Genomic DNA, 25,705 nt, shown 5'->3' with positions numbered 1-25,705 from the left:
CAAATGAGAGAAAATTAGCGAAGCAATATGAAAAGAGTTAATGTATTTCAACCTGATGTATGTACGAAGGAAAGTAATTTTTTATTCGTTAAATTGAATCTTAAAAGCATTATCTAAAATTTATTAACTTTATTTTAAATTCCTCAGAGGTAGTTCTTACTTCAAACAAAAAGACGACAGCTTTTCAACTATCGTCAGTAAAATATAATATATTTTAAAAGGTACTCTTCGATAACTCTGGATATTTTCATCTGGTATTATTTTTTTTAAGACTAAAAAAGTTACTTACTAGCTGGTTTCTTAAAAAGAATTTGATAAAAAGGAAATGTTATTATATGAACTAAAGCGAACAATAAAACCACATTAAAGAATGGAGTATCATAAAAATTGAACCATTTTGTAAAAATTCCTGTCTGTAAAACTACGTTTCCAAAATTACTAAATTTGGTAAAATTATCAACAAGAGGCGTACCATCCACAATCAACAATATTAAATTAAGAACTAAAAAGTACCCAATATTAATTAACCAATTTTTCATTCCAAACCTTCCCTAGTTTTTTATAATTTTAAGAACGAAAAGCTGTTCAACTAATGATAATTGCTCCTTTCAGACTGTTACCTTACGCTACCATCAGAATGCTTTGCGTTGATAAATAAATTGACTAAACAGCCAAGAAATCAGATATAGACCAATAGCGATAACTGATCCAGTAAGATAAAGAGTTGTTGTCGACAAACTTGTAAAAAATTCTGTAATCGCTGTAAGATGTTTTCCTAAGAATCGGATAATTGGTGGCATAACCACTACTAAGAAAATAAATCCGATTAAAACTGCTGTTCCTATATAACCAGGTTTTAATATATAAAATAACGGAAAAGCGATAGCTGCAAAAGCAAAGAACAATCCAGCGGCGATGGCTATATCTTTGATTATATAGCTGTAATTAAATAAATACAGAATAATTCCAGCTATCCCCATTGATATAATCATATAAACAATACCTCCGATGTATTTTGCTGCAACAATCTCTTTTCGTGTATAGGGTAAAGAATTAAGAAAAATATTCGATTCTACCCGTTCATCGTAAATATATCCATTCATAGGTATATAAGTACTTGCAGCCAGAAAAATGACAGCAGGACTCAAATGCCCTCCAAAAATCGCAAAGAAAACAATAACTGGAATGAACAGAAATAATTGAGATTTTTGTATGATTAAATCTTTTTTTATCAAGTTAAACATGCTGATGATCCGCTCCTTTCGCATAAAACATAATATCCTCTAAACTAGCTCTTTCAATGTCTACTTGATCTCCTAATAAAACCCTTACTCTCGTTGCATCGTTTGTTAAAGCTTGAAATTCACTAGAAGAACGCTCTATCTTTATAAAACTTTTTTCTATATCACGATTCAGTAAAGTAGTACTTCCTTTGACCAAAGCATAACGCTCTTGCACATCATCTATCGAATCATTAAAAAGAATTTTTCCTTTTTGAATAAAAGCAATATAGTCAGCAATCCGTTCTATATCACTGGTAACATGAGTGGAAAAGAATAGCGTCCGTCTTCCATCCTTCATAATATCTTGTAGTATATCTAACAGCTCTCTCCGGAAAACTGGATCTAATCCAGCTGTCGGCTCATCCATCATGATAAATTCTGCATCATGGGATAAAGCCATTGCCAAGGAAGCTTTCATTTGCATTCCTTTTGAAAAAGTTTTAATCGCTTTATTTAATGGCAGTTCAAACTGTTTTATATAGTCATAAAATTGCTTGTCACTCCATTTTTTATATGAGGGTGCTACAATCTTTCGTATATCTTTTAAATTTAAATTCTCATAAAACACATTACTATCATAAACAAATCCCATGCGTTCCTTTATTTCTTTCTCATGCTTGGCATAATCTAATCCAAATACACTTATCTCTCCTACATCTGGTTGTAAAAGGTTCATCATCAGCTTCATTGTTGTAGACTTGCCAGCTCCGTTTGCCCCAATAAATCCTGTTACATAGCCTTGTTTTATTTGTAGATTGATATTTTCTATGGAAAAATCTTTAAAACGCTTAGTTACATTTTTAAATTCTATTATATTGCTCATATTCACACTCCTTACAAAAATTTTCAGTAATTTATTTTGCTTTAGGCTGGCTTTTTAAAATAAGCACCATCTCTTTCTTCTGTTACAAGGCCCTCCTTCTTGCACATACTCACATGCTTTATTTCACAAGAGTATATATATCACATAAACAGTATATACTATATAAACACTATATACAATATTAAATTGTTTTTCAATAACTTTTCTTTATTATTTAAGATAAAAAATAAGAGATCTTAATATATGTTTAAGATCTCCAAAAATAAAGCTTTACCATTTATTAATTTTAAAGATTTTGCATAAGAAATAGCTTATTTAAAGCACGTGACGTTACTGTCAAAAGAAATAGAAGCAGGTATGTTAATTCCTTAGCTGGCGTTCACCTTTAACATAAAACATAATCTCTTCTAATGAAGCTTTCTCTATCACTACATGATCACCAAATACTGTTTGTACTTTTTCTACATCGTTTGTTAAAGCTTGAAATCCACTTAGCGAACGTTCAATTTTAATAAAGTTTGCTTCTGTATCCCGATCAAGTAAATCAGTACTTCCTTTCACTAATGCATACTGTTCCTGCAGCACATCAATAGATTGATTAAAAAGAATTTCCCCTTTATCAATCAGGACAATATAATCAGCAAGACGATCTAAATCACTTGTAATATGTGTTGAGAAAAATATACTTCTTTTTTCGTCTACCATCATATCTTGAAGAATATCTAGTACCTCTCTGCGAAAGGTTGGATCTAATCCAGCAGTTGGCTCATCCATTATGATTAGCTCCGCATCATGAGATAAGGCGAGCGCTAAAGCTGCCTTCATCTGCATTCCTTTAGAAAATTTCTTAATTGGTTTATTTAAAGCTAGTTCAAATTGATCTGCATATGCTTTAAATTGCTTATGATTCCAACGTTTATAAGCTGGCGCAACGATTTTACTAATATCCTTAAGCGTTGATGACTCATATAATATATTGCTGTCATAAACAAAGCCAATACGCTCTTTTATCTCTTTTGTATGGCTAGCATAATCCAGTCCAAATACTTTTACTTCCCCTTTTTCTGGCTTTAAAAGATTCATCATCAACTTAATCATTGTTGACTTACCAGCTCCATTTGCTCCGATAAATCCTGTTATGTACCCTTTTTTTATCTGTAAATCAACATCTTCTATAGAGAATGCCTTAAATTGTTTGGAAATGCCGCTTAATTCTATTACATTTTCCATGCCTATCACTACTCCTCGTACAACAACTTCAATAATTCCTGTAGTTCTTCATAGGATAACCCAATTTCTCGACTATTTGAGATAACTGCACTTAATTGCTCTTCAATCATTCTTAATTTTTTCTCTCGAATAACATCTAAGTTTTGTTCTGCCACAAACGAACCTTTTCCAACCATCGAATAGATAAATCCCAATTTTTCTAGTTCCTCATATGCCCGTTTCGTCGTGATCACACTGATTTTTAAATCCTTCGCTAATTGTCTAATAGAAGGCAAAGTTGTTCCTTCTTTCAGTTCACCCGATAATATTTTCGTTTGAATTTGTTTCAAAATCTGTTCATAGATTGGCTCTTTTGAGCTGTTTGATATAATAATTTGCATAATAATACCTCTTTTTTAATCATTATGTACAGCTGTTATTAACGGCATAGAAGGCTTTGCATCATTTTTAATCAGTTTAAATTACTCATTTAATACAACTCTTCATTTCTTAAAATTAAATGATAGGATGTTCTTATATTATTAAATATTATATATAGATTACATAATCATTATATACATTAGTTAACCACCAATATCATTGCATTTCAAGTATTTATAAAAATGGAGGAATAGAACATTTTTTGCAGCTATTGATTCTGGGGCTATCTCCTAATCCAAAATAATTATTTAGTAAAAAACGCCATCGGTCGGTATATACCTTTCAAATGGCTTTTAAGTGCTACTCGTTATTCCAATACATTGACTTGTGTTTTAATCATAGCTCTACCTGATTCCTCCCATACATCAGGAATCTATCAACTATTTTTCTGCTTCTCTTTCCATATCCAACATTGTCTGTTTTTCTATTTCTTTCGCACTTTCAAGATAGTTTTTGAAAAAATCGAAGTTCACTTCCTCATCTTCTATAAAGATACTTATGGAAATGTTATTATTCAATAAATTACTAACCAGCTCCATAATGGTGTCTTTCCGATCTATGTGCTGAATTTCTTCTGTAATATCAAATTGATAAATATCGTATTCCAATACATATTTTTGGTTAGATATATTATCTTTAATTTCTTTTATAGAAATGCTATTATCAAATTTCCGTATAATCGAAACGGTTTCTGCCAGATAAACATAACTGCTTATTTTAATTCCTATCAATTTGGAACTCCTTTTCTATCCTGATCTCAATGGATAATTTTATTTATTATATCATCTATTTTCTCCTATATAAGGCTTAACTTCAGTAAATAATTTTGAATAAATGAACCTGCATTTTATTTCATTTGGTTGAAAAAAATGATTAATTCCTAAATAATGACATTAAAAAAGCCATCTGTTGGTAAAACTGTTCAGATGACCATTAAAGAACTACAATAAAAATCGTAAATATTTTAAATCACTAACTATTTAATACTTCATTTTGCAATTTCTCTAAAAATGCTGATTGTTCCTCAATAAAAGGTGTGTGTGCAGAATTTTCAAAAGTATGGAAGCTCTTTTTAGATGCTTTCAAATAATCGTAGAAACGCAATGCTTGATGGTGCGTGGTTATGTAATCATGCCTTCCATGAAATATATAGACATTGGTATTTATCTCGCTAATTTCAGTTGCCAAATCCGTCTTAGCCATCTTCTCACCAAAGGCTTGATACGCGTTTGCAATACCTCGAAAAACATTCATTTTTTCTTTGAACGAATATTGGCGTGTACCAAATATATCTCTTAATCCTTGTGAATTTGGGTATCCTTCACGTAAAAAACCGCACCCAAATTTAGTTCTATATTTATCAACTATTGAAAAGTATTTTCGATCTTTATAATAGTTATCACTATAATTTACGCTATTGATCTCAGAAATCCACTTTTCATTTCCCGAAGCTTCGACTTTTTCTGAAATAACATTATAGTTTTCTTTCTCAGATGCACTCTGTGACCCAATTTGTCCTACACCAATATAGGCTTGAAAAAGATCTGGACGGATACTAGCGGCCTTGCTACCAATAATTGTACCCCATGAATGTCCCATCAGATAAATTTTTTCTTTAGAAAATGTTTGAATCAAATAATTACTGACTTCAACGGTATCATTTACAATTTGATCGATTGTTAGGCTCTTTTTGTCCGATGTATAAGACATGCCCGTACCGCGTTGATCCCAATAGCAAACCGTGAAGAGACGATATAGCTGAACATTATTTGCTCGAGCAATTGGATATAATGGATAACCTGGTCCTCCATGCACCACAAGTAAAACTGGTAGATTTTCATCTGTTGTTTCAATAATTAAACCTTGCTTGGCTCCATTGATATCTATATATACTTTAGAAACCCTCTTATCATCTTGTTGCATTTTCTCTTAAACAACTCCCCCATAGTAATATATACTTCAATTACGCTCAGCTATATAAATTTTAAACTTTTGACATCCTGTAGCTTATAACTATCAATTTTTCATATCTATTCTCTTAAATAAATATTCGCTAAAAGATAAAATAAATTAAAAAATTCTATAATACTTCTTCATAGTTTGAAAAAGTAGCCATTTTCATATGTCTCCTTACCTATTTATTTTAACTTAGATGTTGACTTTTTAAAAATAAAATATTCAGTATCATGACGTCAAAATACTGAATATTTTTAATGTAAGTATGATAATAGTTATAGCGTTCAGTATTTTCCACCAAAGTACAATAACGGATCTTCTAGTTCAGCTAGTTGTATATCTGTCACTTCTGCAATAAAGATAAGATGGTCACCTGCTTTAATTTACGACAAATGATGGTAGCAAGTGCATCTTGTAATATAGGAACTCCATCACGATATTCATAATTGATCGTAACTTCTTCTATTTGTTTCGCAAAGTACATCGAAATATTTTGTTGCTCCGTGCTTAATATACTAATGCCAAATTTATCTGTTTCCTGTAATTCTTCATACACACTTGCACTTTCATCAATAGAAATTGCAATTAATTTTGGTTCCAAAGAGACGGACATAAATGCATTTACTGTCATCTCCAAAATTTTATGATTATCTTCTAGCGTTACAATGGTAATTCCTGTTGCGAATTTTCCCATTGCATCGCGAAAAAGTCAATCATCCATCATGATACCTCTCTTTCCATTCATCCATTATAAGATTATCACTAATTGTTTTATACTGAAATAATGACTTTTTAGTTTACATAATAATATTATTGTAATCTATATAATTAATTTTAAAAAATCTAAATTGTTATTGTTTTTGAAATCCATTCCCGTTATGATGAAATTATTACGTATTTCGAAATAAAGAAGGAGATATGATGAAAAGTACATCTGACCAACCAACGAATAAAGTAGTTACTTTTGTTGCTGTTGCAACAGCATTAGCATTAATTGGTGATTCCATGCTCTATGTTGTTTTACCAATATATTATAAAGAAGCTGGATTAGACTCTTTATGGCAAGTTGGTGTGATTCTATCCATTAACCGGTTTGTTCGCCTTCCTCTTCATCCGTTTATTGGTTATTTTTATAAAAAAACATCATTGCGTACGGGAATTATCATTGCTTTAGTATTAGCTGTTATCTCTACTTTAGGGTATGGGCTTGCTAGTGGCTTTGTTCTTTGGATTCTTTTACGTTGTATTTGGGGAATTGCATGGTCTTTATTAAAAATTGGAGGTATGTCTACAGCTGTCTTCTATTCCACAGCTGCTAATAGAGGGAGAGTAATTGGGCTATATAACGGAATTTATCGAATCGGCAGCCTAGTAGGTATGCTTGTTGGTGGAATTATTGTTCCATTTATGGGCTTCTCCACTACTTCAATTATTTTTGGCTTTATGTCAATGATTGGAATACCACTTATTTGGATGGCAGTTTCCGGAAACACACATACAACAGATATAGATAATCCTACAGCCTCTATAAATGGTTCAGCATTTGTTCGTTATCTATTAAATAAGCGAACTTTATTAATTATTTCTAGTGGATTTATTATTGCTTTATTATTCCAAGGCGTATTTGCTTCTATAATAAGCACAGCATTAGAATTTAATTATGGAGAAAATATTATGATCTTTGGTTGGTTATTTACAGTAACAGCTTTAGCTGGAATTATTCAAGCTTTGCGTTGGATGTGGGAACCATTCCTTGCTAGTAAAATTGGGGCTTTGACAGATGGATATAAAGGACGAATTCCAATTTATATTGGTTCATTAGTTATAGCTGCCATTTCTTTTGGTTTGTTAGCTTTAAATATGAATGTCATCATCTGGATTATTGTTTGTATTGTTGTGATGTTGGCAGCAACATCCTTAACAACAGTAAGTGATGCATTTGCTTCTGATAGTGCAAGCTCATCGTCCATTATTTCATTTATTACACTTTATTCTATTGTTTTAGATCTGGGCTCCGCAGCTGGACCAATCTTAGCATTTTCAATTATTTCATTCACATATGGTCTACAAGCCGTGTTTATTGCTAGCTCCATTATTTTATTGATTCTTGCTTTATTTTGGGTATTTGCTTTGGTGCATGATCGAAAAGAAGGAACAAAAATATATAATCAGAGGAAAGAAGAAGCTATATTGAAATAAGAAAAACTCCTTATACTAATTTACTAGCTAAAAAAGCAATCGAAAAGAAATCATTACTCCATCTCTATCTTATAATTAGAATATAACTATTCATATTAAAAAGGGTGATAACCAAATGAGGAAAATTGTTTTATCGATGGTGGTATCATTAGATGGTTTTGTAGCCGGTGAAAATGGAGATTGCTCATGGCATGTAATGGATCAGGAGATGCATGATTATATGGATGATTTCTTAGATACTGTAGATACGCTACTTTATGGGCGAGTTGCCTATGATATGATGCTTCAGTATTGGCCAGTGGCTGAATTCGATGATTCAAATACAGAGAAAACCCGTTCTTTTGCTAAAAAAATGAATCAAAAAGAAAAAATTGTGTTCTCACGTACATTGGAAAAAGAATCATGGAATGCAAGAGTTGTAAAAGAAGATGTGGCTTTAGAAATGGAGTATCTAAAATCTAAGCCTGGAAAAGATTTGGTTTTATTTGCAGGTGCTAATATTGCTCAGTTTTTTATTGAACAGAATCTCATTGACGAGTATCGATTAATCGTTAATCCAATTTTACTTGGAAAAGGACAGAGATTATTCAATAATTTCCAACAAAAGCTCAACTTAGTAGAGACAAAAACATTCCAGTGTGGAAATATACTTTTAGTCTACAGATAAACAGAAGGTGTACCTTGAGCTAGATCACAAGGTACACCTTTCGCTTTTATTCTTCATCAAATGCCTTTAAATAATTAACTTCTTTCCAAACTTCGACAACTTCCCCATCTTGATCGGAATCAATAATAAAGGATCCATTACTTAATCTTTCACTTAATGCCAATTCAAGTGGGAAAACACTTGATATTTTATTTGTTTCTGTTCTAAATTGAACCGTATCATTCTCATTAATTGTATAGAAACCACGAATTCGGTGTGGTTTTCCTTTTAATTCTCTCAGCATAACTTGACCCCGTTTTGCTCTCGATGATTTTTGGAATTCAGAGAAGCTCATGCGTTTACATGCTCCACGTTGAGTAACAAGTACAATGGATGGATGATCATCTGAATAGAATACATGACCGTTCACTACATATTCCTCATCCTTTAACTGAATGGCAATAACTCCCTGTGCACGTAGTCCTACACTTGAAACTTCTGATTCATCATACCACAGTCCGTAGCCTCGATTAGAAGCGATGAATATTTGTGCATTCCCATCTGATTGACATACATTGACAACTTCATCATCTGCTTTTAGATTTACTGCAACTAATGGACGCGCATAACGTTTTGAGTCATATTCTTTTAATACTGTTCGTTTTACCATTCCCTTTTTCGTAAAGAAAATCAAGTATTCCTCTTCACTAAATGCACGAATTGGAATTGCCTTAACTATTTTTTCATTATTATCAATCGCAGACAGATTAGAAACATGTTCCCCAAGATCCTTCCAGCGAATATCAGGTAATTCATGTACAGGAATCGGGATATATCTACCTTTATCAGTAAATAACAACATCGTATCTGTCGTATTTAGCTCAATTAAGCCAACGAGATAGTCTCTATCCTTAATAGTAAAATCTTCGCCATTGGATGCACCATAGGAGCGAAGACTAGTACGCTTAATATAGCCCTCTTTCGTTACGGAAACAAGTACCTCTTCACTAGGAATCATTACTTCAATATTAATATTAAGCTCAGAAATCTTCTCTTCAATAATTGTTCTGCGTTCTGTCATATATTTTTTCTTCAACGACAGAAGATCTTTTTTAATCGATTGAAATAGCTTTTTCTCACTCGCTAAAATTGATTCATATTTTCCAATTTCTTGGATTAACTCAGCAGCTTCCTTCTCTAATGCTGTAATATCTGTATTTGTTAAACGATATAACTGCAACATCACAATAGCTTCTGCTTGTTTTTCCGTAAAATCATATGCTTCAATAATATTATTTTTTGCATCTTGTTTGTTTTTCGATGAACGAATCGTTGCAATTAACTCATCTAAAATAGAGATTGCTTTCATCAATCCTTCTACAATATGAGCACGATCCTTTGCTTTTTTCAAATCAAATTGAGTTTGTCTTGTTACAACTTCCTTCTGATGGACAATATAGGCATCTAGGATAGCTGGTAGAGAAAGTAGTCTTGGTGTTTTATCTTGAATTGCTACCATATTAAAATTAAAGGATACTTGTAGATCTGTATTTTTATATAAATAGTTTAGAACACCTTCACTATTGGCATCCTTCTTTAATTCAATAACGATTCGTAACCCAGTTCTATCTGTCTCATCTCTTACTTCTGCAATACCTTCTACTTTTCGTTCAATACTTAATTCATCGATTTTTCGTACAAGGTTTGCCTTATTCACATCATATGGAATCTCGTCAACGACAATCTGCTCCCGATTACCTTTTGCTTTTTGAATACTAGCTTTAGCACGGACAATAATTCGCCCTTTACCAGTTTCATAAGCTTGCTTTATTCCTTCTACTCCCTGGATAATACCACCTGTTGGAAAATCAGGCCCTTGCATAACTGTCATTAATTCATCAATAGATACATTTGGATTATCGATTCTTTTAATAACTGCATCAATGACTTCGCCCAAATTATGCGGTGGAATATCTGTCGCATAACCAGCAGATATTCCGGTCGAACCATTTACTAATAAATTCGGGAACTTCGCTGGGAATACAACAGGCTCGAAGTGTGTATCATCAAAGTTTGGAATAAAATCAACTGTTTGTTTATCAATATCCTTTAATAATTCGGATGAAATACTTGATAAACGCGCTTCTGTGTATCGCATTGCCGCAGGAGGATCTCCATCAATACTCCCGTTATTTCCATGCATTTCAATAAGCTCGTTACGAACCTTCCAATCTTGACTTAATCGAACCATTGCATCATATACAGATGTATCTCCGTGTGGGTGATAGTTACCAATTACTGTTCCGACAGTTTTTGCTGCTTTACGGTACGGATTCTCATGTGTATTTCTATCCTCATGCATCGCAAACAATATTCGACGTTGAACTGGCTTTAACCCATCTCGTACATCTGGTAAAGCTCGGTCCTGAATAATATATTTACTATATCTTCCAAAACGATCACCAATTACTTCTTCTAATGGAAGGTCTAAAAAATTCTCCTGCTTCACCAAACAAATCCACCCCTAATAACTTAACCTATTATTCATACTGGATTTTCTCATTTTCTAAAATATTTTCGTCTTCATCTAATCCAAAGCTTACATTGCTTTCAATCCATTCACGTCTTGGTAATACTTTATCGCCCATTAACGTGGTTACTCTACGTTCTGCTCTTGCTAAATCATCAATGGTAACACGTATCAATGTACGGGTTTCAGGATCCATCGTTGTTTCCCATAATTGGTCTGCATTCATTTCCCCTAAACCTTTATAACGCTGAATTACATAGTTAGACTTAAATTTTTTAGTTGCTTGTTGGAGCTCAGACTCATCCCAAGCGTAAACAACTTCCTCTTTCTTACCTTTCCCCTTTGAAATCTTAAATAATGGAGGTAAGGCAATATATACTTTACCAGCGTTTAATAATGGACGCATATAGCGGTAGAAGAATGTAAGTAAAAGTACTTGGATATGCGCACCATCTGTATCCGCATCTGTCATAATAATGATTTTATCGTATTGTACATCTTCTAAATTAAAATCTCCACCTACACCAGCACCAATTGTGTGGATGATTGTAGAAATTTCTTCATTCTTCATGACATCCTCTAACTTCGCTTTTTCGGTATTAATTACTTTACCTCTTAATGGTAAGATAGCCTGGAAAGTGCGGTTTCTTCCTTGTTTAGCTGAACCACCTGCTGAATCTCCCTCTACTAAGTACAATTCATTTCTATCAGGGTTCTTCGATTGTGCTGGTGTTAATTTCCCGCTTAAAATGGTTTCCTTTTTACGTTTCTTCTTTCCTGAACGTGCATCTTCACGGGCTTTTCGTGCCGCTTCACGAGCTTCTTTTGCTTGAATTGCTTTTTTAATTAACATTCCTGCAATATCTGGATTTTCTGTTAAGAAAAATTGCAAATGCTCTGATACGATCCCGTCAACAATAGAACGTGCTTCCTGTGTACCAAGCCTACCTTTAGTTTGTCCCTCAAACTGTAAATGTTCTTCAGGTACGCGTATAGATACAATAGCTGTTAACCCTTCACGAATATCTGTTCCTTCTAGATTTTTATCTTTATCTTTTAATAAACTTTGCTTGCGAGCGTATTCATTAACTGCTCTTGTAATGGCAGAACGTGCACCTATTTCATGCGTTCCACCGTCTTTTGTACGTACATGGTTTACAAAGGAAAGCATATTCTCTGCATACCCATCATTAAATTGGAAAGCAAAATCTAACTCAAATCCATTTTGATTTCCTTCAAAAGCCACAACATCCATTACGGTGTCTTTACCTTCATTTAAGTATTGAATAAATGATTTTACCCCATCAGGATAATGAAAAACTTCGTGATAGTCTGTGCGTTCATCTATAATTTCAATTTCTAGATTTTTTAATAAAAATGCTGATTCTCTTAGGCGCTCAGCAATGATTTCGATATCAAATGTCGTTACAGAAAAAATCTCTGGATCTGGTTTAAAATGAATAAACGTACCGGTTTTTCTCGTCTCACCAACTTTTTCTAACGTGCCAATTGGATGTCCACCATTCTCAAAACGCTGGTAATATACAGAACCATCACGTTGAACCTTTACTTCTAACCACTCAGATAGAGCATTAACAACAGCAGCACCTACTCCATGTAGACCACCACTTGCCTTATAACCACCTTGACCAAACTTTCCACCTGAATGTAGAACTGTTAAGATAACCTCTGGTGTTGATTTTCCAGTACGGTGCATTCCTGTAGGCATCCCTCTTCCACTATCCTGAACAGAAATACTATTATCTTTATAAATAGTAACTTTAATCTTTTCACCAAAGCCAGCTAATGCTTCATCCACCGCATTATCTACAATCTCATATAATAAATGATGCAGTCCGCGAACGTCAGTACTTCCAATATACATTGCTGGGCGTTTACGTACAGCATCTAATCCTTCTAATACTTGTATGGAATCATCAGTATATGTCATTATATCCTTATCCAAAAAACGCTCTACTCCTTTCCGCTCAAACAATTTCTCAACGTTTATCATAGAACAAATGTTTGATAATGTAAAACAGATTTTTAATTCCTATCTATAAATGCGTGTTCAAAAAGGGCGATAAAAAAGCCCATCATCGGTTAATTTCGCAACATCACGAGAGAAACATTCGCATTAGTACATCCTATACGTCGTAGCACATCGTGTGCGTCGAAAGTTTAAGGCGACATCATTTTTACGCACGGACTTGCGCGTGTTGTGGTGACTTCTGTACTGCCCATAGGACGTGGGCGGTCTTAACAGAAATTCATCTATGCAATAGTATTATGCAAAAAATCTTTTGTTTAAATAGTATAGGTATCTCCCGCTATTGTCCAATGGTAATCTGTTTTTTCATCGTTTTCAAACGGAAATTTGACGAAGCTTAGACAAATATTTATGCATCCATGGAGAATCATTTTAAAATATCTAGACGAGGTAGCTATATAAGTGCGTATTCAAAAAGGTCAGTAAAAAGAACTGCAATCGGTTAAGTTCGGAACGTCATGAGAGCAACATCCGTACTAGTACATCTTGTCCGTCAAAAGTTCAAGACAGCACAGCTTAGATTAGCGGAATTGCGCGTGTTGTGATGACTTCGATGTCCTATGTCATTTTACTGGACTTTTTGAACATCCTTTCTAAATAGCAAACTTCGCTAAATAAAGACAAAATAAGGATGACCTAGTATAATAGTCATCCTTGAAGTCAATTATTTAACTAACGTAGCATGTGCTACTTTAATACATAGATCCATAATGACCGTAAAATCTCTTTCTTGTAGGTAGTCCGCCGCTTCTTCATTAACAATCCCTTGCTGAGCCCAGAAGATACGACAATCTGTTTGAGCTGCTTCTTTAGCAACTTGTGGCAAATGCTCTGGTCTACGAAACACATTGATAATGTCAATTTTCCCTTTGATATCTGTTAAGGAAGGATATGATTTTTCTCCAAGTACTTCATCCACTGTTGGATTTACGGGTATTATTCGATATCCTGCCTTTTGCATTGCTGCTGATACTTGGTAAGAAGTTCGTTCAGGATTTCCAGATAAACCAACTACAGCAATTGTTTTTGCATCTTCTAAAATGCCTTTCAATTCTTCTTTTGTCGGGTTCTGTACCAATATAATCATTCCTTGTCTTATTTTTCTGTAACTTATTATGCTTCATCATAACACAATTTTTTCAAACGTAACAACACACAATACTGCTGTATATAAGATTTTTAAAAATTTCACCATATATTTAAAAACAAAACGTTATATCATGAGATTGAAAAGCGTGGGTTAATTAGAGAAGCTTGAGGTCTTTTGTTTTTATTGGCTAATTAATGACAATAAAGTAGTTTCAATACTATAAACTCGTATAACACCGTCCGTAAATGTGAGTGGTGTTAAATAAAGTTATTTAACAAACGTCAATCATGCCTATTCAGTAATCGGGCCAGATTGTTTAGTAAAGCAATCTTCAATAATATATATTTTGAACGGTCTTAGTATGGTAATCTAATAGTAACTTTGTTAAAAAAGGGGAAATTATCCAGTGAAAAAATTATATTTAATTTTAGGGCTAATTGGTACTGTTTTTCCGTATTATTTTTTAATTCAGTTCATCAAGGATAATGGACTTAATTTGGGTTTATTAATAGAATTATTATTTACTAACACGATATCGGCCTTTTTTGCAGTTGATTTTTTAATCTCATGTGTTGTTTTCTTGGTATTTATGTTCAATGAATCACGAAAGTATAACATTAAGGAAAAATGGATTTGTCTTTTATCTCTGTTTACAGTTGGATTATCTTTAGCACTACCTTTATTTTTGTTTTTTAGACATTCTTATATTAAGAGTAAAGATGAAATATAAATTGGAAAATAAGCATGCTCCAGCTATAATAAAATCTTTATTTAAGTATCGGGCGCGATTGTTGTATAAACCTTTAGATTTAAACGACTTTATTATTTTTAATCGAGTAAATCTGGAGGAAATATGGTCAATGTCTACATGTTTATCAAATAACGTTGATCCATTAATAAAACAATCCGTATCGGATAGGTGATATCCGTCACGGATTAACTCTCGTTCAATATTCATCATGTAGTTGCTTGTACGGGCATTTATATAATTTCCTTCATCTAATATGTTATCTAAATCATCATTAAACTACTTAAGATCTTTATTATTTAATTCCCTCCTTTCCTTTCTCTCGAACGCTTGATAGATGAAGAAGGTTTTGCCAGATGGAAATCAAGCAATTCACATATACTACGAGATATTTACAATGAATTCACACAATGATTAATAAAAATGTTATAATTTCAATTAGTGAAAAACAGCATAGATAAGGAAATTTAAAAGAAAATTTTATTTAGAGAAAATGAGAGAGGAAATATTATATGGATTATATTATTTTTGGGATTATTGCTTATCTGATTGGATCAATTCCTTTTGCACTAATTGTTGGGAAAGTTGGTTATAATATAGATATTCGTGAGCATGGAAGCGGAAATCTCGGTGCAACAAATGCTTTTCGTACATTAGGAAAAAAAGCTGGATTTATTGTTACTTTATCCGATATCTTAAAAGGTACATTAGCAATTATTATTCCTACACTTATTTTTAAAGCAGATGTGTATCCATTAATCATTGGTGCATTTGCTATTTTAGGCCATACTTATCCTATTTTTGCTAAATTTAAAGGTGGTAAAGCTGTTGCAACATCAAGTGGAGTATTTTTAGGAATTAGCCCTATTTTATTTTTAATGATGTTTGCTACATTCTTCCTTAGTTTATATTTATCCAAATATGTATCTCTATCCTCTATTGTTGCGGGTATAGTTGCTGTCATTGTATCTTTATTCTTAAAGGATATCGGCTTAACCATTGCATTAGTTGTTGTTACTGCATTTGTATTATATCGACATGCAGCAAATATAAAGCGTATTTGGAATGGTACAGAGCCAAAAATCAAGTGGATGTAACTACTGTCCAGTTCAAACAATTGAAAATAAGCAAATCGTTAAGTATACTTTGAAATAGCGAATTATCTATTTGTTCAACACATATTGCTGTTGAACTTTTTGTTGGAAGGAGTCATTCATCATGGACAAACCAATGCCAACTAGGCATTTACCAAATAAAACAGAGCGTCATCATTTGTTTGGCTCAGTCTCTCCAGGTCCTAAATCAAAACCGACTGAGAAAAATAAAATGAAGGACTTACAAAATGTTAAAAAGGATTTTCTTTTTCATATAGATGTAGTTGGAATCTCTAATGTAAAACATCCTATTACGGTGAAAAGTAGTTTACAGCCAATGACACAAACAACCATTGGGACTTTCTTCTTCTCATCAAGTATTGCACAATCTGCAAAAGGTACAAATATGAGTCGTTTTACCGAACAATTACAACTCTATTATGAAGACGGCTGTGTAACAGATATCAAAACATTAAAGAAATTCACTAAAGAACTAGCTGATCGACTAGAGCAAAACGATGCCGAAATAAAAGTTTCATTCCCTTGGTTCTATGAAAGAAAAGGACCACAATCAAATTTAAAAGGAATGAATCATGCAGATGTAAGTATTCATGTTCAATATCATAAAGAAACTGGCTACACTGTAAAAGTAAGTTTATCTGTACTTATCACAACGCTTTGCCCTTGTTCAAAAGAAATTAGTGAATATAGTGCTCATAACCAGCGTGGAGAAGTACTCATGGAAGTTAGCCTTTCTGATACTTATGATGAAGATCAATATGATTGGAAGCAATTATTACTAGAGGCGGCTGAAAGTAATGCAAGTGCAAGAATTCACCCTGTACTTAAACGCCCTGATGAAAAAATAGTAACTGAATTAGCCTATGAAAATCCACGATTTGTAGAGGATATGGTTCGTCTAGTTGCTGCTGACTTGTATGAAACATCTTTCATTACACAATTTGAAGTAACCTGTCGAAATGAAGAATCCATTCATATGCATGATGCAATTGCGTCAATTTCTTATAATAAACTGGAAGAATAAACAGAATAGGTGGGAATAATATGAAATATATATTTATTGGACTTATTAAATTTTATCAAAAAGTAATCAGTCCTCTTAAACCACCAACATGTAGATTCTTACCTACCTGCTCAGAATATGGAATAACTGCTTTTAAGCGTTTTGGGGTTATAAAAGGCGGGTATTTAACCATTAAACGAATTAGTAAATGTCATCCATTTCACCCTGGAGGAATCGATTTAGTACCTGAAAAAGAAGAGAAAAAGAAGAAGCGATAACTCACTATTTTTACAAAGGGGAAGATAAACATGCATATTAACGTTGACCAAAAAGCTGTACAATGGTATAAGGACGAACTAATTAATACTTCACCATTTATCCGATTCTATCCTCGATATGGCGGAGGCGGACATATACCAGGCTTTGCCATTGCGGTAATTGATGATCCACCTGAGACAGTTCATGTTTCCAAGGAAATAGAACAAATCACTTTTTATGTAGAAGAAAAAGATGCTTGGTTTTTTGAAGGTTTAAATATCGACGTTACATGGGATGAAAACTTAGAAGAACCAAAAATTAATATTCAGTAATCATAGAAAAAAGGCGTTCTTAAACGCCTTTTTTAATTTTTAATTACGAAGGTTAAATTTATCAATATGTGACCACTGTTTTTCTTTTTGCAATATATGTAGTTGTCTTTCACCAAATAGATCAAAATGGGGAAATCCACCTCGTTTATCGATCCAATCAGCTAGTAGACCATATTGTTCTCCCCAGATAATAAGCTTTGTAAGATCATTACAGCCTACCTTAGTAACGGTATTACAGTCTGGAAAACGTTCATCGATCCAATAATGTGTTAAAAAGGCTATTTCTCCACGCCCTACTTGTTCTTTCCATATTAATAATTCTTGTCGGTTAATTCCAAATGCCATGATTATTCCTCATTTAATTGTTTTGAATACGCCGCATGCCAATCTGGAAATGCTTTTCTTAATGACATGGGACGAAAAGTATCTTTATTAACAATCACATGTTTTGTTGTTCCAGAAACAGCTAATTCTCCATTTTCATTTAAAATACGATAGCCATATTCTGTGCGAATTCCATCATATTGCTCCAACCATGTTTCAATCATTACTTTCTCGCCATAACGAATTGCTTTCTTATATGTAATTTGGGCATCAATAACCGGGGAAACCACATTACTTTTTTCCATATCTGCATATTTAAATCCTAAATGTTCGATAAATTTGGTCCTACCTATCTCAAACCAAACTAAATAATTTGCGTGATAAACAATACCCATTTGATCAGTTTCCTGATATCTAACCTCAATAGGTGTCTTAACCTTTTTCAAAGAAAATACCTCCTTCATGCATAACTATTCTAACATAGTTTGAATCTGTTGTATGTTACAATGCCTCTTAGAAGCTCTTATAAGCTAAAAATAGATGTCATGAGAGTAATTGCCTGTATTAGTATTTCTCCTCTCTAAAGATACATCTGTGCTAAAATTTCAATACATTTTGCCTATTAAAAAGAAGCTGAGTTTTACCTCAACTTCTCCATAAATTAATTTATATCTTCCATCTTTTCAATCATCTCATCATAAGTCATAGGACCTAATTTTGGTGGTAATTGATAAGTCATATCTGTACCAATAAAATAAGTTGTTGGAATAGCCATAATTCCGTACTTGTCACTAAGTTCTAAATCATGATCTAATAAAATAGGAAAAGTAAGCTCATATGCTTCCACAAATTCCTCTGCATCACTGAAATTTGTCTCTTTACCAGTCATATTAATCGCAATAATTTCTACCTCATCCTTATGATTCTCATAAAATTTCTGCATATCTGGCATTTCTGCTTTACAAGGCCCACACCAAGATGCCCAAAAGTTTAAGATGATTTTCTTTCCTTTTAAATCAGCAATATTTAAATAGTTTCCATCCATTGTTTCTAAAGTGAAGGGAGCTACTTCATCCCCAACTGCTAATCCATCAATTTGTGGAGGTACAAGGGTTGTTCCCTCCTGTGCAGTTAAAGTATCTTCCTCTGCTTGTCTACTCGGTTCTGATATATATTTTTCAATCACATTAAAAATTACAATCCCTATGAGCACTACAATAATTGAGATACCAATTATTTTCTTTATCATTTCATCACATCCCATTAAAAATCTACTCTTTCCTAAATGATACCATTATCATAGTGAAACATCATTAGCAGATTGTTAAAGCTTTCGGAACATTTCTAGAACGCAAAAAAATCTTCCTATCCAAAAATTGATTGAATAGGAAGATTTATTATGATTTATGCGTGTAATTTACTGCGAAGTACTTTTTGAAGAATACCACCATGACGATAGTAATCTACCTCTACTTCACTATCAAAACGAACTACAGCATTAAATTTAGTTTCTTTTCCATCTTCAGCTACTGCAGTAACAGCAGTTAACTGGTTAGGTTGAACATTTTCGTCTAATTCAATCTTAAATGTTTCTCTACCTGTTAACCCAAGCTTCTCAGCATTTTGGCCTTTTTCAAACACTAATGGAAGAACTCCCATCATTACAAGGTTTGAACGGTGAATACGCTCAAAGCTCTCAGCAATTACTGCTTCTACGCCTAATAGGTTAGTACCTTTAGCTGCCCAGTCACGTGAAGATCCCATACCGTAATCTTTACCACCCATTACGATTAAGCCTGTGCCATCTTCTTGATATTTCATAGAAGCGTCATAGATTGGCATTACTTCATCTGTTGGGAAGTAAGTAGTATAGCCACCCTCAGTTTCAGGAGCTAGTAAGTTACGAATACGAATATTTGCAAATGTACCACGCATCATTACTTCATGGTTACCACGACGAGAACCATAAGAGTTAAAGTTACGAGGAGATACACCTTTTTCTTGTAAATATTTACCAGCAGGCATGTCGATCGCAATCGCACCTGCAGGAGAAATGTGGTCTGTAGTAATGGAATCACCAAAACTTGCAAGCGCACGTAAACCAGTTAATGGCTTAATTTCTCTGATTTCTTTAGATAAGTTTTCAAAGAATGGTGGGTTTTGAATATATGTAGATTCATTATCCCACTCATATAATGGCTCATCTGTTGTGTTAATTTCATTCCACTTCTCATTAGAAGCAAATACATTATCGTACTCGCTGCGGAAGATTTCAGGATTTACCACTTCGTTAATGGTAGACTTGATTTCTTCCATTGCTGGCCAAATATCTTTAAGATATACATCGTTTCCTGCTTTATCTTGACCAATTGGATCTTTTACTAGATCGATATCCACAGTACCAGCTAATGCATAAGCTACTACTAATGGCGGTGAAGCTAAGTAGTTTGCTTTTGTTAGTGGGTGAATACGTCCTTCAAAGTTACGGTTACCAGAAAGTACAGATGATACTGTTAAATCACTATTAACAATTGCATCTTCTACTTCTGGAAGTAATGGACCAGAGTTACCAATACATGTTGTACAACCATAACCAACTGTATTAAATCCTAATTGATCTAAATATTGAGTTAAACCAGAATCATCTAAGTAGCGTGTAACTACTGTAGAACCTGGAGCTAAAGATGTCTTCACATATGCAGGTACTTCCAGACCTTTTTCAATAGCATTTTTCGCTAAAAGTCCAGCACCTAACATAACATATGGGTTAGATGTATTTGTACAAGAAGTAATAGCTGCAATAGCTACTGCACCAGTTTTCATTACTGCTTCTTTTCCATCAGCAAATTTAACTGTTGCTTCTTTATCAAATTCTTCATTATCAAGACCAAATCCTTGGTTCCCTACAGGTGCAGTAATTGCTTTCTTAAACTCTTTCTGCATTGCAGATAATGGGATTAAATCTTGAGGACGTTTTGGTCCTGATAAGTTAGGCTCTAGTTCAGAAAGATCAACCTCTATTGTTACTGTATAATCTGGATCCGCTTGATCTGCAGAATACCAAAGATCATTTTCTTTACAATATTTTTCAACTAGGTCAATTAATGATTCGCTGCGTCCTGTTAAACGTAAATAATTTAAAGACTCCTCATCAATTGGGAAGAATCCACATGTTGCACCATATTCTGGAGCCATGTTAGAAATAGTAGCACGGTCAGCAAGTGGCATATCCTTTAGACCTGGGCCGTAGAATTCAACAAACTTCCCTACTACATTCTTCTCACGTAATACCTGAGTTACTTTTAATGCTAAGTCTGTTGCAGTCGTTCCTTCTGGGAAGCTTCCTGTAAATTTAACACCAATTACCTCAGGTGCAGGGAAATAAGAAGGCTGACCTAACATACCAGCTTCTGCCTCAATACCACCAACACCCCAGCCTAAAATACCAAGACCGTTGATCATTGTTGTATGAGAATCAGTACCTACAAGTGTATCAGGGAAAGCATCAAAAGAACCATCTTCTTGTTCATATGCATGAACAACATTTGCCAAGTACTCTAAGTTTACTTGGTGTACAATACCTGTTGCTGGTGGTACAGCACGATAGTTATTGAAAGCTTTCTGTGCCCAATGTAAGAATGAATAACGCTCAGCGTTACGCTCAAATTCTAAATCCATATTTGCTTGAAGTGCTGTTGGAGATCCATACTGGTCTACCTGTACAGAGTGGTCAATTACTAGGTCTACTGGAACCTCTGGATTAATTTCATCTGGGCTTCCTCCCATATCAACTACCGCTTTACGTAGTGAAGCAAGGTCTACTACAGCTGGAACTCCTGTGAAATCCTGTAAAATTACACGGGAAGGTTTAAAAGGTACATCCTCCGTACACTCTTTTTTACCCCACTTTGTCAAGCTTTTTACATGATCATCATTAATTACAAATCCATCATGTTGACGTAAGACAGATTCAAGTAGAACACGAATAGAGAAAGGTAATCTTGCAATTTCTCCTAAACCATCTTGCTCTAACTGTTTTAGATGATAATAATTATACTTCTTACCATCTAATTCAAACTGTTTCTTTGCATTAAATGCATTTTTTGTCATGGTTTTTTACTCCTCTCAAACATACTTAAAATGTACTATCAAATAAAAACTCACAGTGGTCATTAAACACCACAGTCCTAATCCTATCTTATACAAAAAAAGGACATAAAACAAATGTTTACGTCCTTTTTCGTATACTAAAAACTTATTCAATTGGATAAATATTACTTATACGTTATGAAATAAAAGAAAACAGTTCGTTATATATAAAAATAATTAAATTGGAAAACAAATTCTAAATATTGTTCCTTTCGATTCATTCGACAATATTTCTAATTTTGATTCATGATGCTTAAGAATTTGTTTCGTTATCATAATCCCTAATCCTGTTCCACCATTTCTAGTTGTAAAAAACGGTTCGCCAATTTTATGAATAATTGATTCTGGTATACCGGGGCCTTCATCCACTACATCAATCTCAATACAATCTTCCTTTTTTCTACTTATAACGACTACCTTAGTATCAGCTTCTGATACTTCTATCGCATTTTTTATTAAATTTATAAATACCTGTTTCATTTGAGAACGATCACAAAAAATCGAATAATCCTCATCGATTTGTGTTTCAATTACAATATTATTTAACTTTGCTTGTAGTCGTAATAAAATAATTACATCGTTTATCATGGATTGAACGCTTTCTTCTTTTTTGTTGTTTGTCATTGGCTTAGACAAAAACAGAAGCTCTGTAGTAATCGCTTCAATTTTTTCAATTTCTTCGTACATTATTTTATAATAGACTTCTTTTTGACTAACTCCTGCCTGTAATAATTGCAAGAAACCTTTCAAAGATGTTAATGGATTACGAATCTCATGTGCAATTCCAGCAGCTAACTGCCCAGCAACAGATAATTTCTCTGATTGAATTAATCGATTTTTTGCTTCTTGCTGGTCTTTTAACTCTTGTATTGTAGTAATAAAAAAGCTCTCATCTTTCTTACTATGAACCTTTCCAAGGCGATATTCAAACCAGATAACTTGACCATTTTTATTCACCATACTTACATCAAAACTAGAATCCTCAGACTCTAATCCGTCGTTTCCCTCGTCGTAAAAAGCCTGTTCTATATATTTTATATCCATAGGTGAAACGATTTCACGCCATGTTTTACCAATTAATTCTTCTGCCTTGTATCCAAGAACATTTTCCATTGAATCTGTTATATATCTTAATTTTCCACCAGTATCCCATACCATGACATGCGACATACTGTTTTTATCGAGCCATTGTAAAATTTCACTAGGTAATGATCCCAAACTCTGATAAATTGTCATATCATCCCTTCTTGGTTCTATAAAGTTTTCGATTCCTGTATCATTATTGTTCATCTTATCATCTCCCAATACCATTCGATTTGCATCAATCATTTATTGGAGTAATATGATGAAAAAAATATAAATATGATTATACAATTACTCGTAACGTCTCTATTCTTCCTATTTACTGTAAAAATTGCTATAATATACTTTAAATAATTATCACGAATTATTTATAACCAGTATAATTAATATACCATATTTATAAAACTTGCCAATAATTCAATCAATTTCGATTAAATAAAATTTATTATATTTTGGCGTAATTACGTCCAGATTTTTTTAATAGTTAATCTTGAAAAAATCTATGACACCTACTAGAAGCTTTATCTTTGTTCAACTAGAGTACAATATTCTCCGAACAAAGAAAAATATTTATTGATTAAATGGCATGTTTCGTTAATTTCTATAAAAGATAGGTGAAGGAAATGTCGGTTATCACAGATTATTTTATCATTTTCTGGGGACTTTTTATGATTGTTTTTATGGCAATAGGCGGATTTTTTATGTTTCGAAAATTTCTAAAGCAATTGCCCAAAAAAGATGGACGTTCGATGATGGATTGGGAACGATATCATATAGAAGAAACCAAGCATATGTGGGATGATGAGCAAAAGGCTTTGCTTGAAGAGCTTGTTTCACCAGTACCAGAATTATTTAGAGATGTAGCTAGACAAACAATTGCAGGAAAAGTCGGTCAAGTTGCTCTAGAAAAAAATGCGACAAAAATCACTCGTGAAATTCTTCTTGAAGGATATATTATTGGAACACCTAAAAAGGATCATCGCTTTTTGCGTAAAAAGCTTGCCCAATTAAATATTGATGTAGCACCATATGAGCATTTATTCGCTTTGTCAAAGAAAGATTATCGCGAAAATTGGAAAGAAAAACATCAACAAGCACAAAAAGATGCTTAAATCGAAGGAAAATACGATTTAAGCATCTTTTCTTTATGTTACCGACAATAATTCTTTTTTTAATTGACTATATTTGTAAAGCATTGCCATACGCCATGTAAAAATCATTCCAAAACCAAGCAAGAAAAACATCCCACTTGTTTCGCCAAAACTAATCTGACTTCCAATAATAAGCTTAAATATAATTCGAACAAATAATAATCCAAATAAAATAAACGCAAATGATTTGGAAGGAACTAAATAAATATCTTTATCCTTAATCTCAAATTTCGATGTCTTTATTAATACAATAGAAAAAATCATTCCTACAAGAAGAGCTTCTGCAACTTGCACCCAGCTCACTTGAAATATAGGGAAAAGAAACATAAATGCACCAGTACTCATAAAAATAGGTGGTAAAATAATTTTTTTTACACTTGCTGGTTGTTTAGCCGCTCGTAGGCGAACAAATATCATCAATGTTGCCATAAATATGGTAACAATAACACTTCCAATTACTAAAAACATATGCATATATGATTGACCCCTTTAATGTTTATCTCCATATAAACATAATTATACCGCTAAAATCCGAACCAGCCAAACCAATTTGCTAAAAATGAAGTAAATGCTGTCATCCAGTCGAAAAATAGTGCAATTCCAAGTAAGATCATAATATATCCGCCAATTTTCATCAATCTTACACTATGTCGTTTAATCCAGTCTAAACGTCCTATAAAGAAAGAAAGGATTAAAAATGGTATAGAAAATCCAAGTACATATGAAATCATCATTACCATACCTAATTGTGGTTCATCTAGCATTTTACCAAATATCCCCATTAAAATAGGCCCAATGCACGGAGTCCATCCCATTGAAAAAGCTAATCCAATAATAAATGAACCAATAAATCCTGCTGGTCTGTTCTTAAATGTAATTTTTCTTTCCTTCATTAAAAATTGGAAATTAAACACTCCAATAATCACTAATCCGAAAAATACCATTAAGATAGCTCCAAGCTGTCTGAATAAATCTTTATATTGCATCAAAAAATCGGAAACAGCTGTAACATTAGTATAAGCAAATCCAATCATTATAAATACAACTGAAAAACCTAATAGAAAGAAGATCGTATGTAAAAAGGCTTTTGAATTAAACTTTCTATTTTCCTTCAACTCCCCAACACTCATTCCTGTAATATAGGATAAAAATGCTGGATACAATGGGAGCGTACATGGTGAAACAAAAGATAAGACCCCACCACCAAACGCCATCAAAACACTAATCACTGCAGACATGTAACTCCTCCTCTTTAAACTGCGTGAGAAATATTACAACTATTACTATTTTAACAAAATAATACAGTTAGTTATTT

General features: G+C 33.2%; 26 protein-coding genes. 8 read left to right on the top strand and 18 right to left on the bottom strand.

Annotation, left to right across the window (positions count from 1 at the left end; genetic code table 11):
• Positions 1–281: 281 nt before the first annotated feature.
• The 8 genes from AB4Y30_RS07870 to AB4Y30_RS07835 all read right to left on the bottom strand — a co-directional run bounded on the left by AB4Y30_RS07870 (position 282) and on the right by AB4Y30_RS07835 (position 6,406).
• Entirely contained in the window at positions 282–539 is a 258-nt protein-coding gene (locus tag AB4Y30_RS07870; RefSeq protein WP_368654932.1) for a YfzA family protein, read from the bottom strand.
• Positions 540–632: 93 nt separating this feature from the next.
• Positions 633–1,244 (bottom strand): ABC-2 transporter permease, encoded by a 612-nt coding sequence (locus AB4Y30_RS07865; RefSeq protein WP_368654931.1) that lies wholly within the window; start codon positions 1,242–1,244, stop codon positions 633–635.
• Positions 1,237–2,106 (bottom strand): ABC transporter ATP-binding protein, encoded by an 870-nt coding sequence (locus AB4Y30_RS07860; protein ID WP_368654930.1) that lies wholly within the window; start codon positions 2,104–2,106, stop codon positions 1,237–1,239. Before AB4Y30_RS07860 ends, AB4Y30_RS07865 begins: the two co-directional genes overlap by 8 nt.
• A 360-nt stretch (positions 2,107–2,466) precedes the next feature.
• Positions 2,467–3,336, bottom strand: a complete 870-nt coding sequence (locus AB4Y30_RS07855; RefSeq protein ID WP_368654929.1) for an ABC transporter ATP-binding protein — start codon at positions 3,334–3,336, stop codon at positions 2,467–2,469.
• Between the two features lie 8 nt (positions 3,337–3,344).
• Complete coding sequence (locus AB4Y30_RS07850; RefSeq protein WP_368654928.1) at positions 3,345–3,716, bottom strand: GntR family transcriptional regulator; 372 nt, start codon at positions 3,714–3,716, stop codon at positions 3,345–3,347.
• A gap of 420 nt (positions 3,717–4,136) precedes the next feature.
• The gene (locus tag AB4Y30_RS07845) at positions 4,137–4,487 is read right to left on the bottom strand and encodes a hypothetical protein (RefSeq protein WP_368654927.1); all 351 of its coding nucleotides are present in this window, start codon (positions 4,485–4,487) and stop codon (positions 4,137–4,139) included.
• A gap of 241 nt (positions 4,488–4,728) precedes the next feature.
• Positions 4,729–5,679 (bottom strand): alpha/beta fold hydrolase, encoded by a 951-nt coding sequence (locus AB4Y30_RS07840; protein ID WP_368654926.1) that lies wholly within the window; start codon positions 5,677–5,679, stop codon positions 4,729–4,731.
• Positions 5,680–6,055: 376 nt separating this feature from the next.
• Positions 6,056–6,406: a flavin reductase family protein gene (locus tag AB4Y30_RS07835; RefSeq protein WP_368654925.1), complete on the bottom strand. Its 351-nt coding sequence runs from the start codon at positions 6,404–6,406 to the stop codon at positions 6,056–6,058.
• 227 nt (positions 6,407–6,633) lie between these two features.
• On the opposite strand from AB4Y30_RS07835, the gene AB4Y30_RS07830 reads away from it, so the two are divergent.
• Positions 6,634–7,911, top strand: coding sequence for an MFS transporter (locus tag AB4Y30_RS07830; RefSeq protein WP_368654924.1), 1,278 nt, complete (start codon positions 6,634–6,636; stop codon positions 7,909–7,911).
• Positions 7,912–8,026: 115 nt separating this feature from the next.
• Entirely contained in the window at positions 8,027–8,578 is a 552-nt protein-coding gene (locus AB4Y30_RS07825; protein WP_368654923.1) for a dihydrofolate reductase family protein, read from the top strand.
• Between the two features lie 46 nt (positions 8,579–8,624).
• On the opposite strand, the gene parC is transcribed toward AB4Y30_RS07825, so the two are convergent.
• From parC to AB4Y30_RS07810, 3 genes are all read right to left on the bottom strand, one after another.
• Positions 8,625–11,069 carry a DNA topoisomerase IV subunit A gene (gene parC, locus AB4Y30_RS07820; protein ID WP_368654922.1) on the bottom strand — a complete coding sequence of 815 codons (2,445 nt, stop codon included), beginning with the start codon at positions 11,067–11,069 and terminating at the stop codon, positions 8,625–8,627.
• A gap of 28 nt (positions 11,070–11,097) precedes the next feature.
• Entirely contained in the window at positions 11,098–13,038 is a 1,941-nt protein-coding gene (parE, locus tag AB4Y30_RS07815; RefSeq protein WP_368655195.1) for a DNA topoisomerase IV subunit B, read from the bottom strand.
• A gap of 763 nt (positions 13,039–13,801) precedes the next feature.
• Positions 13,802–14,224, bottom strand: a complete 423-nt coding sequence (locus tag AB4Y30_RS07810) for a CoA-binding protein (RefSeq protein WP_368654921.1) — start codon at positions 14,222–14,224, stop codon at positions 13,802–13,804.
• 409 nt (positions 14,225–14,633) lie between these two features.
• On the opposite strand from AB4Y30_RS07810, the gene AB4Y30_RS07805 reads away from it, so the two are divergent.
• The 5 genes from AB4Y30_RS07805 (at position 14,634) to AB4Y30_RS07785 (ending at position 17,683) form a co-directional block, all read left to right on the top strand.
• Complete coding sequence (locus AB4Y30_RS07805) at positions 14,634–14,957, top strand: DUF2834 domain-containing protein (RefSeq protein ID WP_368654920.1); 324 nt, start codon at positions 14,634–14,636, stop codon at positions 14,955–14,957.
• 530 nt (positions 14,958–15,487) lie between these two features.
• A complete protein-coding gene (gene plsY / locus AB4Y30_RS07800) occupies positions 15,488–16,072 on the top strand; it encodes a glycerol-3-phosphate 1-O-acyltransferase PlsY (RefSeq protein WP_368654919.1) in 585 nt (194 codons plus the stop codon).
• A gap of 121 nt (positions 16,073–16,193) precedes the next feature.
• Positions 16,194–17,114 carry a GTP cyclohydrolase FolE2 gene (folE2, locus tag AB4Y30_RS07795; protein WP_368654918.1) on the top strand — a complete coding sequence of 307 codons (921 nt, stop codon included), beginning with the start codon at positions 16,194–16,196 and terminating at the stop codon, positions 17,112–17,114.
• Between the two features lie 20 nt (positions 17,115–17,134).
• Entirely contained in the window at positions 17,135–17,371 is a 237-nt protein-coding gene (yidD, locus tag AB4Y30_RS07790) for a membrane protein insertion efficiency factor YidD (RefSeq protein ID WP_368654917.1), read from the top strand.
• A gap of 30 nt (positions 17,372–17,401) precedes the next feature.
• A complete protein-coding gene (locus tag AB4Y30_RS07785; protein ID WP_368654916.1) occupies positions 17,402–17,683 on the top strand; it encodes a HesB/YadR/YfhF family protein in 282 nt (93 codons plus the stop codon).
• Between the two features lie 39 nt (positions 17,684–17,722).
• Here AB4Y30_RS07785 and AB4Y30_RS07780 read toward each other — a convergent pair whose 3' ends face one another.
• The 5 genes from AB4Y30_RS07780 to AB4Y30_RS07760 form a co-directional block, all read right to left on the bottom strand.
• The gene (locus tag AB4Y30_RS07780; protein WP_368654915.1) at positions 17,723–18,028 is read right to left on the bottom strand and encodes a hypothetical protein; all 306 of its coding nucleotides are present in this window, start codon (positions 18,026–18,028) and stop codon (positions 17,723–17,725) included.
• A gap of 2 nt (positions 18,029–18,030) precedes the next feature.
• Positions 18,031–18,453, bottom strand: a complete 423-nt coding sequence (locus AB4Y30_RS07775) for an acyl-CoA thioesterase (protein WP_368654914.1) — start codon at positions 18,451–18,453, stop codon at positions 18,031–18,033.
• A 215-nt stretch (positions 18,454–18,668) separates the two neighbouring features.
• Positions 18,669–19,256 (bottom strand): TlpA disulfide reductase family protein, encoded by a 588-nt coding sequence (locus AB4Y30_RS07770; RefSeq protein ID WP_368654913.1) that lies wholly within the window; start codon positions 19,254–19,256, stop codon positions 18,669–18,671.
• Positions 19,257–19,411: 155 nt separating this feature from the next.
• Positions 19,412–22,117, bottom strand: coding sequence for an aconitate hydratase AcnA (gene acnA, locus AB4Y30_RS07765; RefSeq protein ID WP_368654912.1), 2,706 nt, complete (start codon positions 22,115–22,117; stop codon positions 19,412–19,414).
• Positions 22,118–22,333: 216 nt separating this feature from the next.
• The gene (locus tag AB4Y30_RS07760) at positions 22,334–23,446 is read right to left on the bottom strand and encodes an ATP-binding protein (RefSeq protein WP_368654911.1); all 1,113 of its coding nucleotides are present in this window, start codon (positions 23,444–23,446) and stop codon (positions 22,334–22,336) included.
• Positions 23,447–23,862: 416 nt separating this feature from the next.
• Between AB4Y30_RS07760 and AB4Y30_RS07755 the strand changes: the two genes are divergently transcribed.
• On the top strand, positions 23,863–24,351 hold the full coding sequence (locus AB4Y30_RS07755; RefSeq protein WP_368654910.1) for a DUF2621 family protein: 489 nt from the start codon (positions 23,863–23,865) through the stop codon (positions 24,349–24,351).
• Between the two features lie 33 nt (positions 24,352–24,384).
• Here AB4Y30_RS07755 and AB4Y30_RS07750 read toward each other — a convergent pair whose 3' ends face one another.
• Positions 24,385–24,858 (bottom strand): CcdC family protein, encoded by a 474-nt coding sequence (locus AB4Y30_RS07750; RefSeq protein ID WP_368655194.1) that lies wholly within the window; start codon positions 24,856–24,858, stop codon positions 24,385–24,387.
• Positions 24,859–24,914: 56 nt separating this feature from the next.
• Positions 24,915–25,628 carry a cytochrome c biogenesis CcdA family protein gene (locus AB4Y30_RS07745; RefSeq protein WP_368654909.1) on the bottom strand — a complete coding sequence of 238 codons (714 nt, stop codon included), beginning with the start codon at positions 25,626–25,628 and terminating at the stop codon, positions 24,915–24,917.
• Between the last annotated feature and the right edge of the window lie 77 nt (positions 25,629–25,705).

The organism is Ornithinibacillus sp. 4-3 (genome assembly GCF_040958695.1).
Lineage (GTDB): Bacteria > Bacillota > Bacilli > Bacillales > Amphibacillaceae > CALAMD01.
The sequence above is the reverse complement of the archived record's forward strand: the minus strand, read 5'-3'. Positions and strand labels throughout refer to the sequence as shown.

What these genes read in the sequence shown, in the direction of transcription:
- acnA (WP_368654912.1), bottom strand. Translation starts at nt 22,117, where the DNA reads ATGACAAAAAATGCATTTAATGCAAAGAAACAGTTTGAATTAGATGGT.
- folE2 (WP_368654918.1), top strand. Translation starts at nt 16,194, where the DNA reads ATGGACAAACCAATGCCAACTAGGCATTTACCAAATAAAACAGAGCGT.
- AB4Y30_RS07850 (WP_368654928.1), bottom strand. Translation starts at nt 3,716, where the DNA reads ATGCAAATTATTATATCAAACAGCTCAAAAGAGCCAATCTATGAACAG.
- AB4Y30_RS07840 (WP_368654926.1), bottom strand. Translation starts at nt 5,679, where the DNA reads ATGCAACAAGATGATAAGAGGGTTTCTAAAGTATATATAGATATCAAT.
- AB4Y30_RS07825 (WP_368654923.1), top strand. Translation starts at nt 8,027, where the DNA reads ATGAGGAAAATTGTTTTATCGATGGTGGTATCATTAGATGGTTTTGTA.
- AB4Y30_RS07760 (WP_368654911.1), bottom strand. Translation starts at nt 23,446, where the DNA reads ATGAACAATAATGATACAGGAATCGAAAACTTTATAGAACCAAGAAGG.
- AB4Y30_RS07755 (WP_368654910.1), top strand. Translation starts at nt 23,863, where the DNA reads ATGTCGGTTATCACAGATTATTTTATCATTTTCTGGGGACTTTTTATG.
- AB4Y30_RS07750 (WP_368655194.1), bottom strand. Translation starts at nt 24,858, where the DNA reads ATGTTTTTAGTAATTGGAAGTGTTATTGTTACCATATTTATGGCAACA.
- AB4Y30_RS07810 (WP_368654921.1), bottom strand. Translation starts at nt 14,224, where the DNA reads ATGATTATATTGGTACAGAACCCGACAAAAGAAGAATTGAAAGGCATT.
- plsY (WP_368654919.1), top strand. Translation starts at nt 15,488, where the DNA reads ATGGATTATATTATTTTTGGGATTATTGCTTATCTGATTGGATCAATT.
- AB4Y30_RS07855 (WP_368654929.1), bottom strand. Translation starts at nt 3,336, where the DNA reads ATGGAAAATGTAATAGAATTAAGCGGCATTTCCAAACAATTTAAGGCA.
- AB4Y30_RS07770 (WP_368654913.1), bottom strand. Translation starts at nt 19,256, where the DNA reads ATGATAAAGAAAATAATTGGTATCTCAATTATTGTAGTGCTCATAGGG.
- AB4Y30_RS07745 (WP_368654909.1), bottom strand. Translation starts at nt 25,628, where the DNA reads ATGTCTGCAGTGATTAGTGTTTTGATGGCGTTTGGTGGTGGGGTCTTA.
- AB4Y30_RS07835 (WP_368654925.1), bottom strand. Translation starts at nt 6,406, where the DNA reads ATGGGAAAATTCGCAACAGGAATTACCATTGTAACGCTAGAAGATAAT.
- AB4Y30_RS07830 (WP_368654924.1), top strand. Translation starts at nt 6,634, where the DNA reads ATGAAAAGTACATCTGACCAACCAACGAATAAAGTAGTTACTTTTGTT.
- AB4Y30_RS07785 (WP_368654916.1), top strand. Translation starts at nt 17,402, where the DNA reads ATGCATATTAACGTTGACCAAAAAGCTGTACAATGGTATAAGGACGAA.
- AB4Y30_RS07865 (WP_368654931.1), bottom strand. Translation starts at nt 1,244, where the DNA reads ATGTTTAACTTGATAAAAAAAGATTTAATCATACAAAAATCTCAATTA.
- parE (WP_368655195.1), bottom strand. Translation starts at nt 13,038, where the DNA reads ATGACATATACTGATGATTCCATACAAGTATTAGAAGGATTAGATGCT.
- AB4Y30_RS07870 (WP_368654932.1), bottom strand. Translation starts at nt 539, where the DNA reads ATGAAAAATTGGTTAATTAATATTGGGTACTTTTTAGTTCTTAATTTA.
- AB4Y30_RS07780 (WP_368654915.1), bottom strand. Translation starts at nt 18,028, where the DNA reads ATGGCATTTGGAATTAACCGACAAGAATTATTAATATGGAAAGAACAA.
- AB4Y30_RS07860 (WP_368654930.1), bottom strand. Translation starts at nt 2,106, where the DNA reads ATGAGCAATATAATAGAATTTAAAAATGTAACTAAGCGTTTTAAAGAT.
- yidD (WP_368654917.1), top strand. Translation starts at nt 17,135, where the DNA reads ATGAAATATATATTTATTGGACTTATTAAATTTTATCAAAAAGTAATC.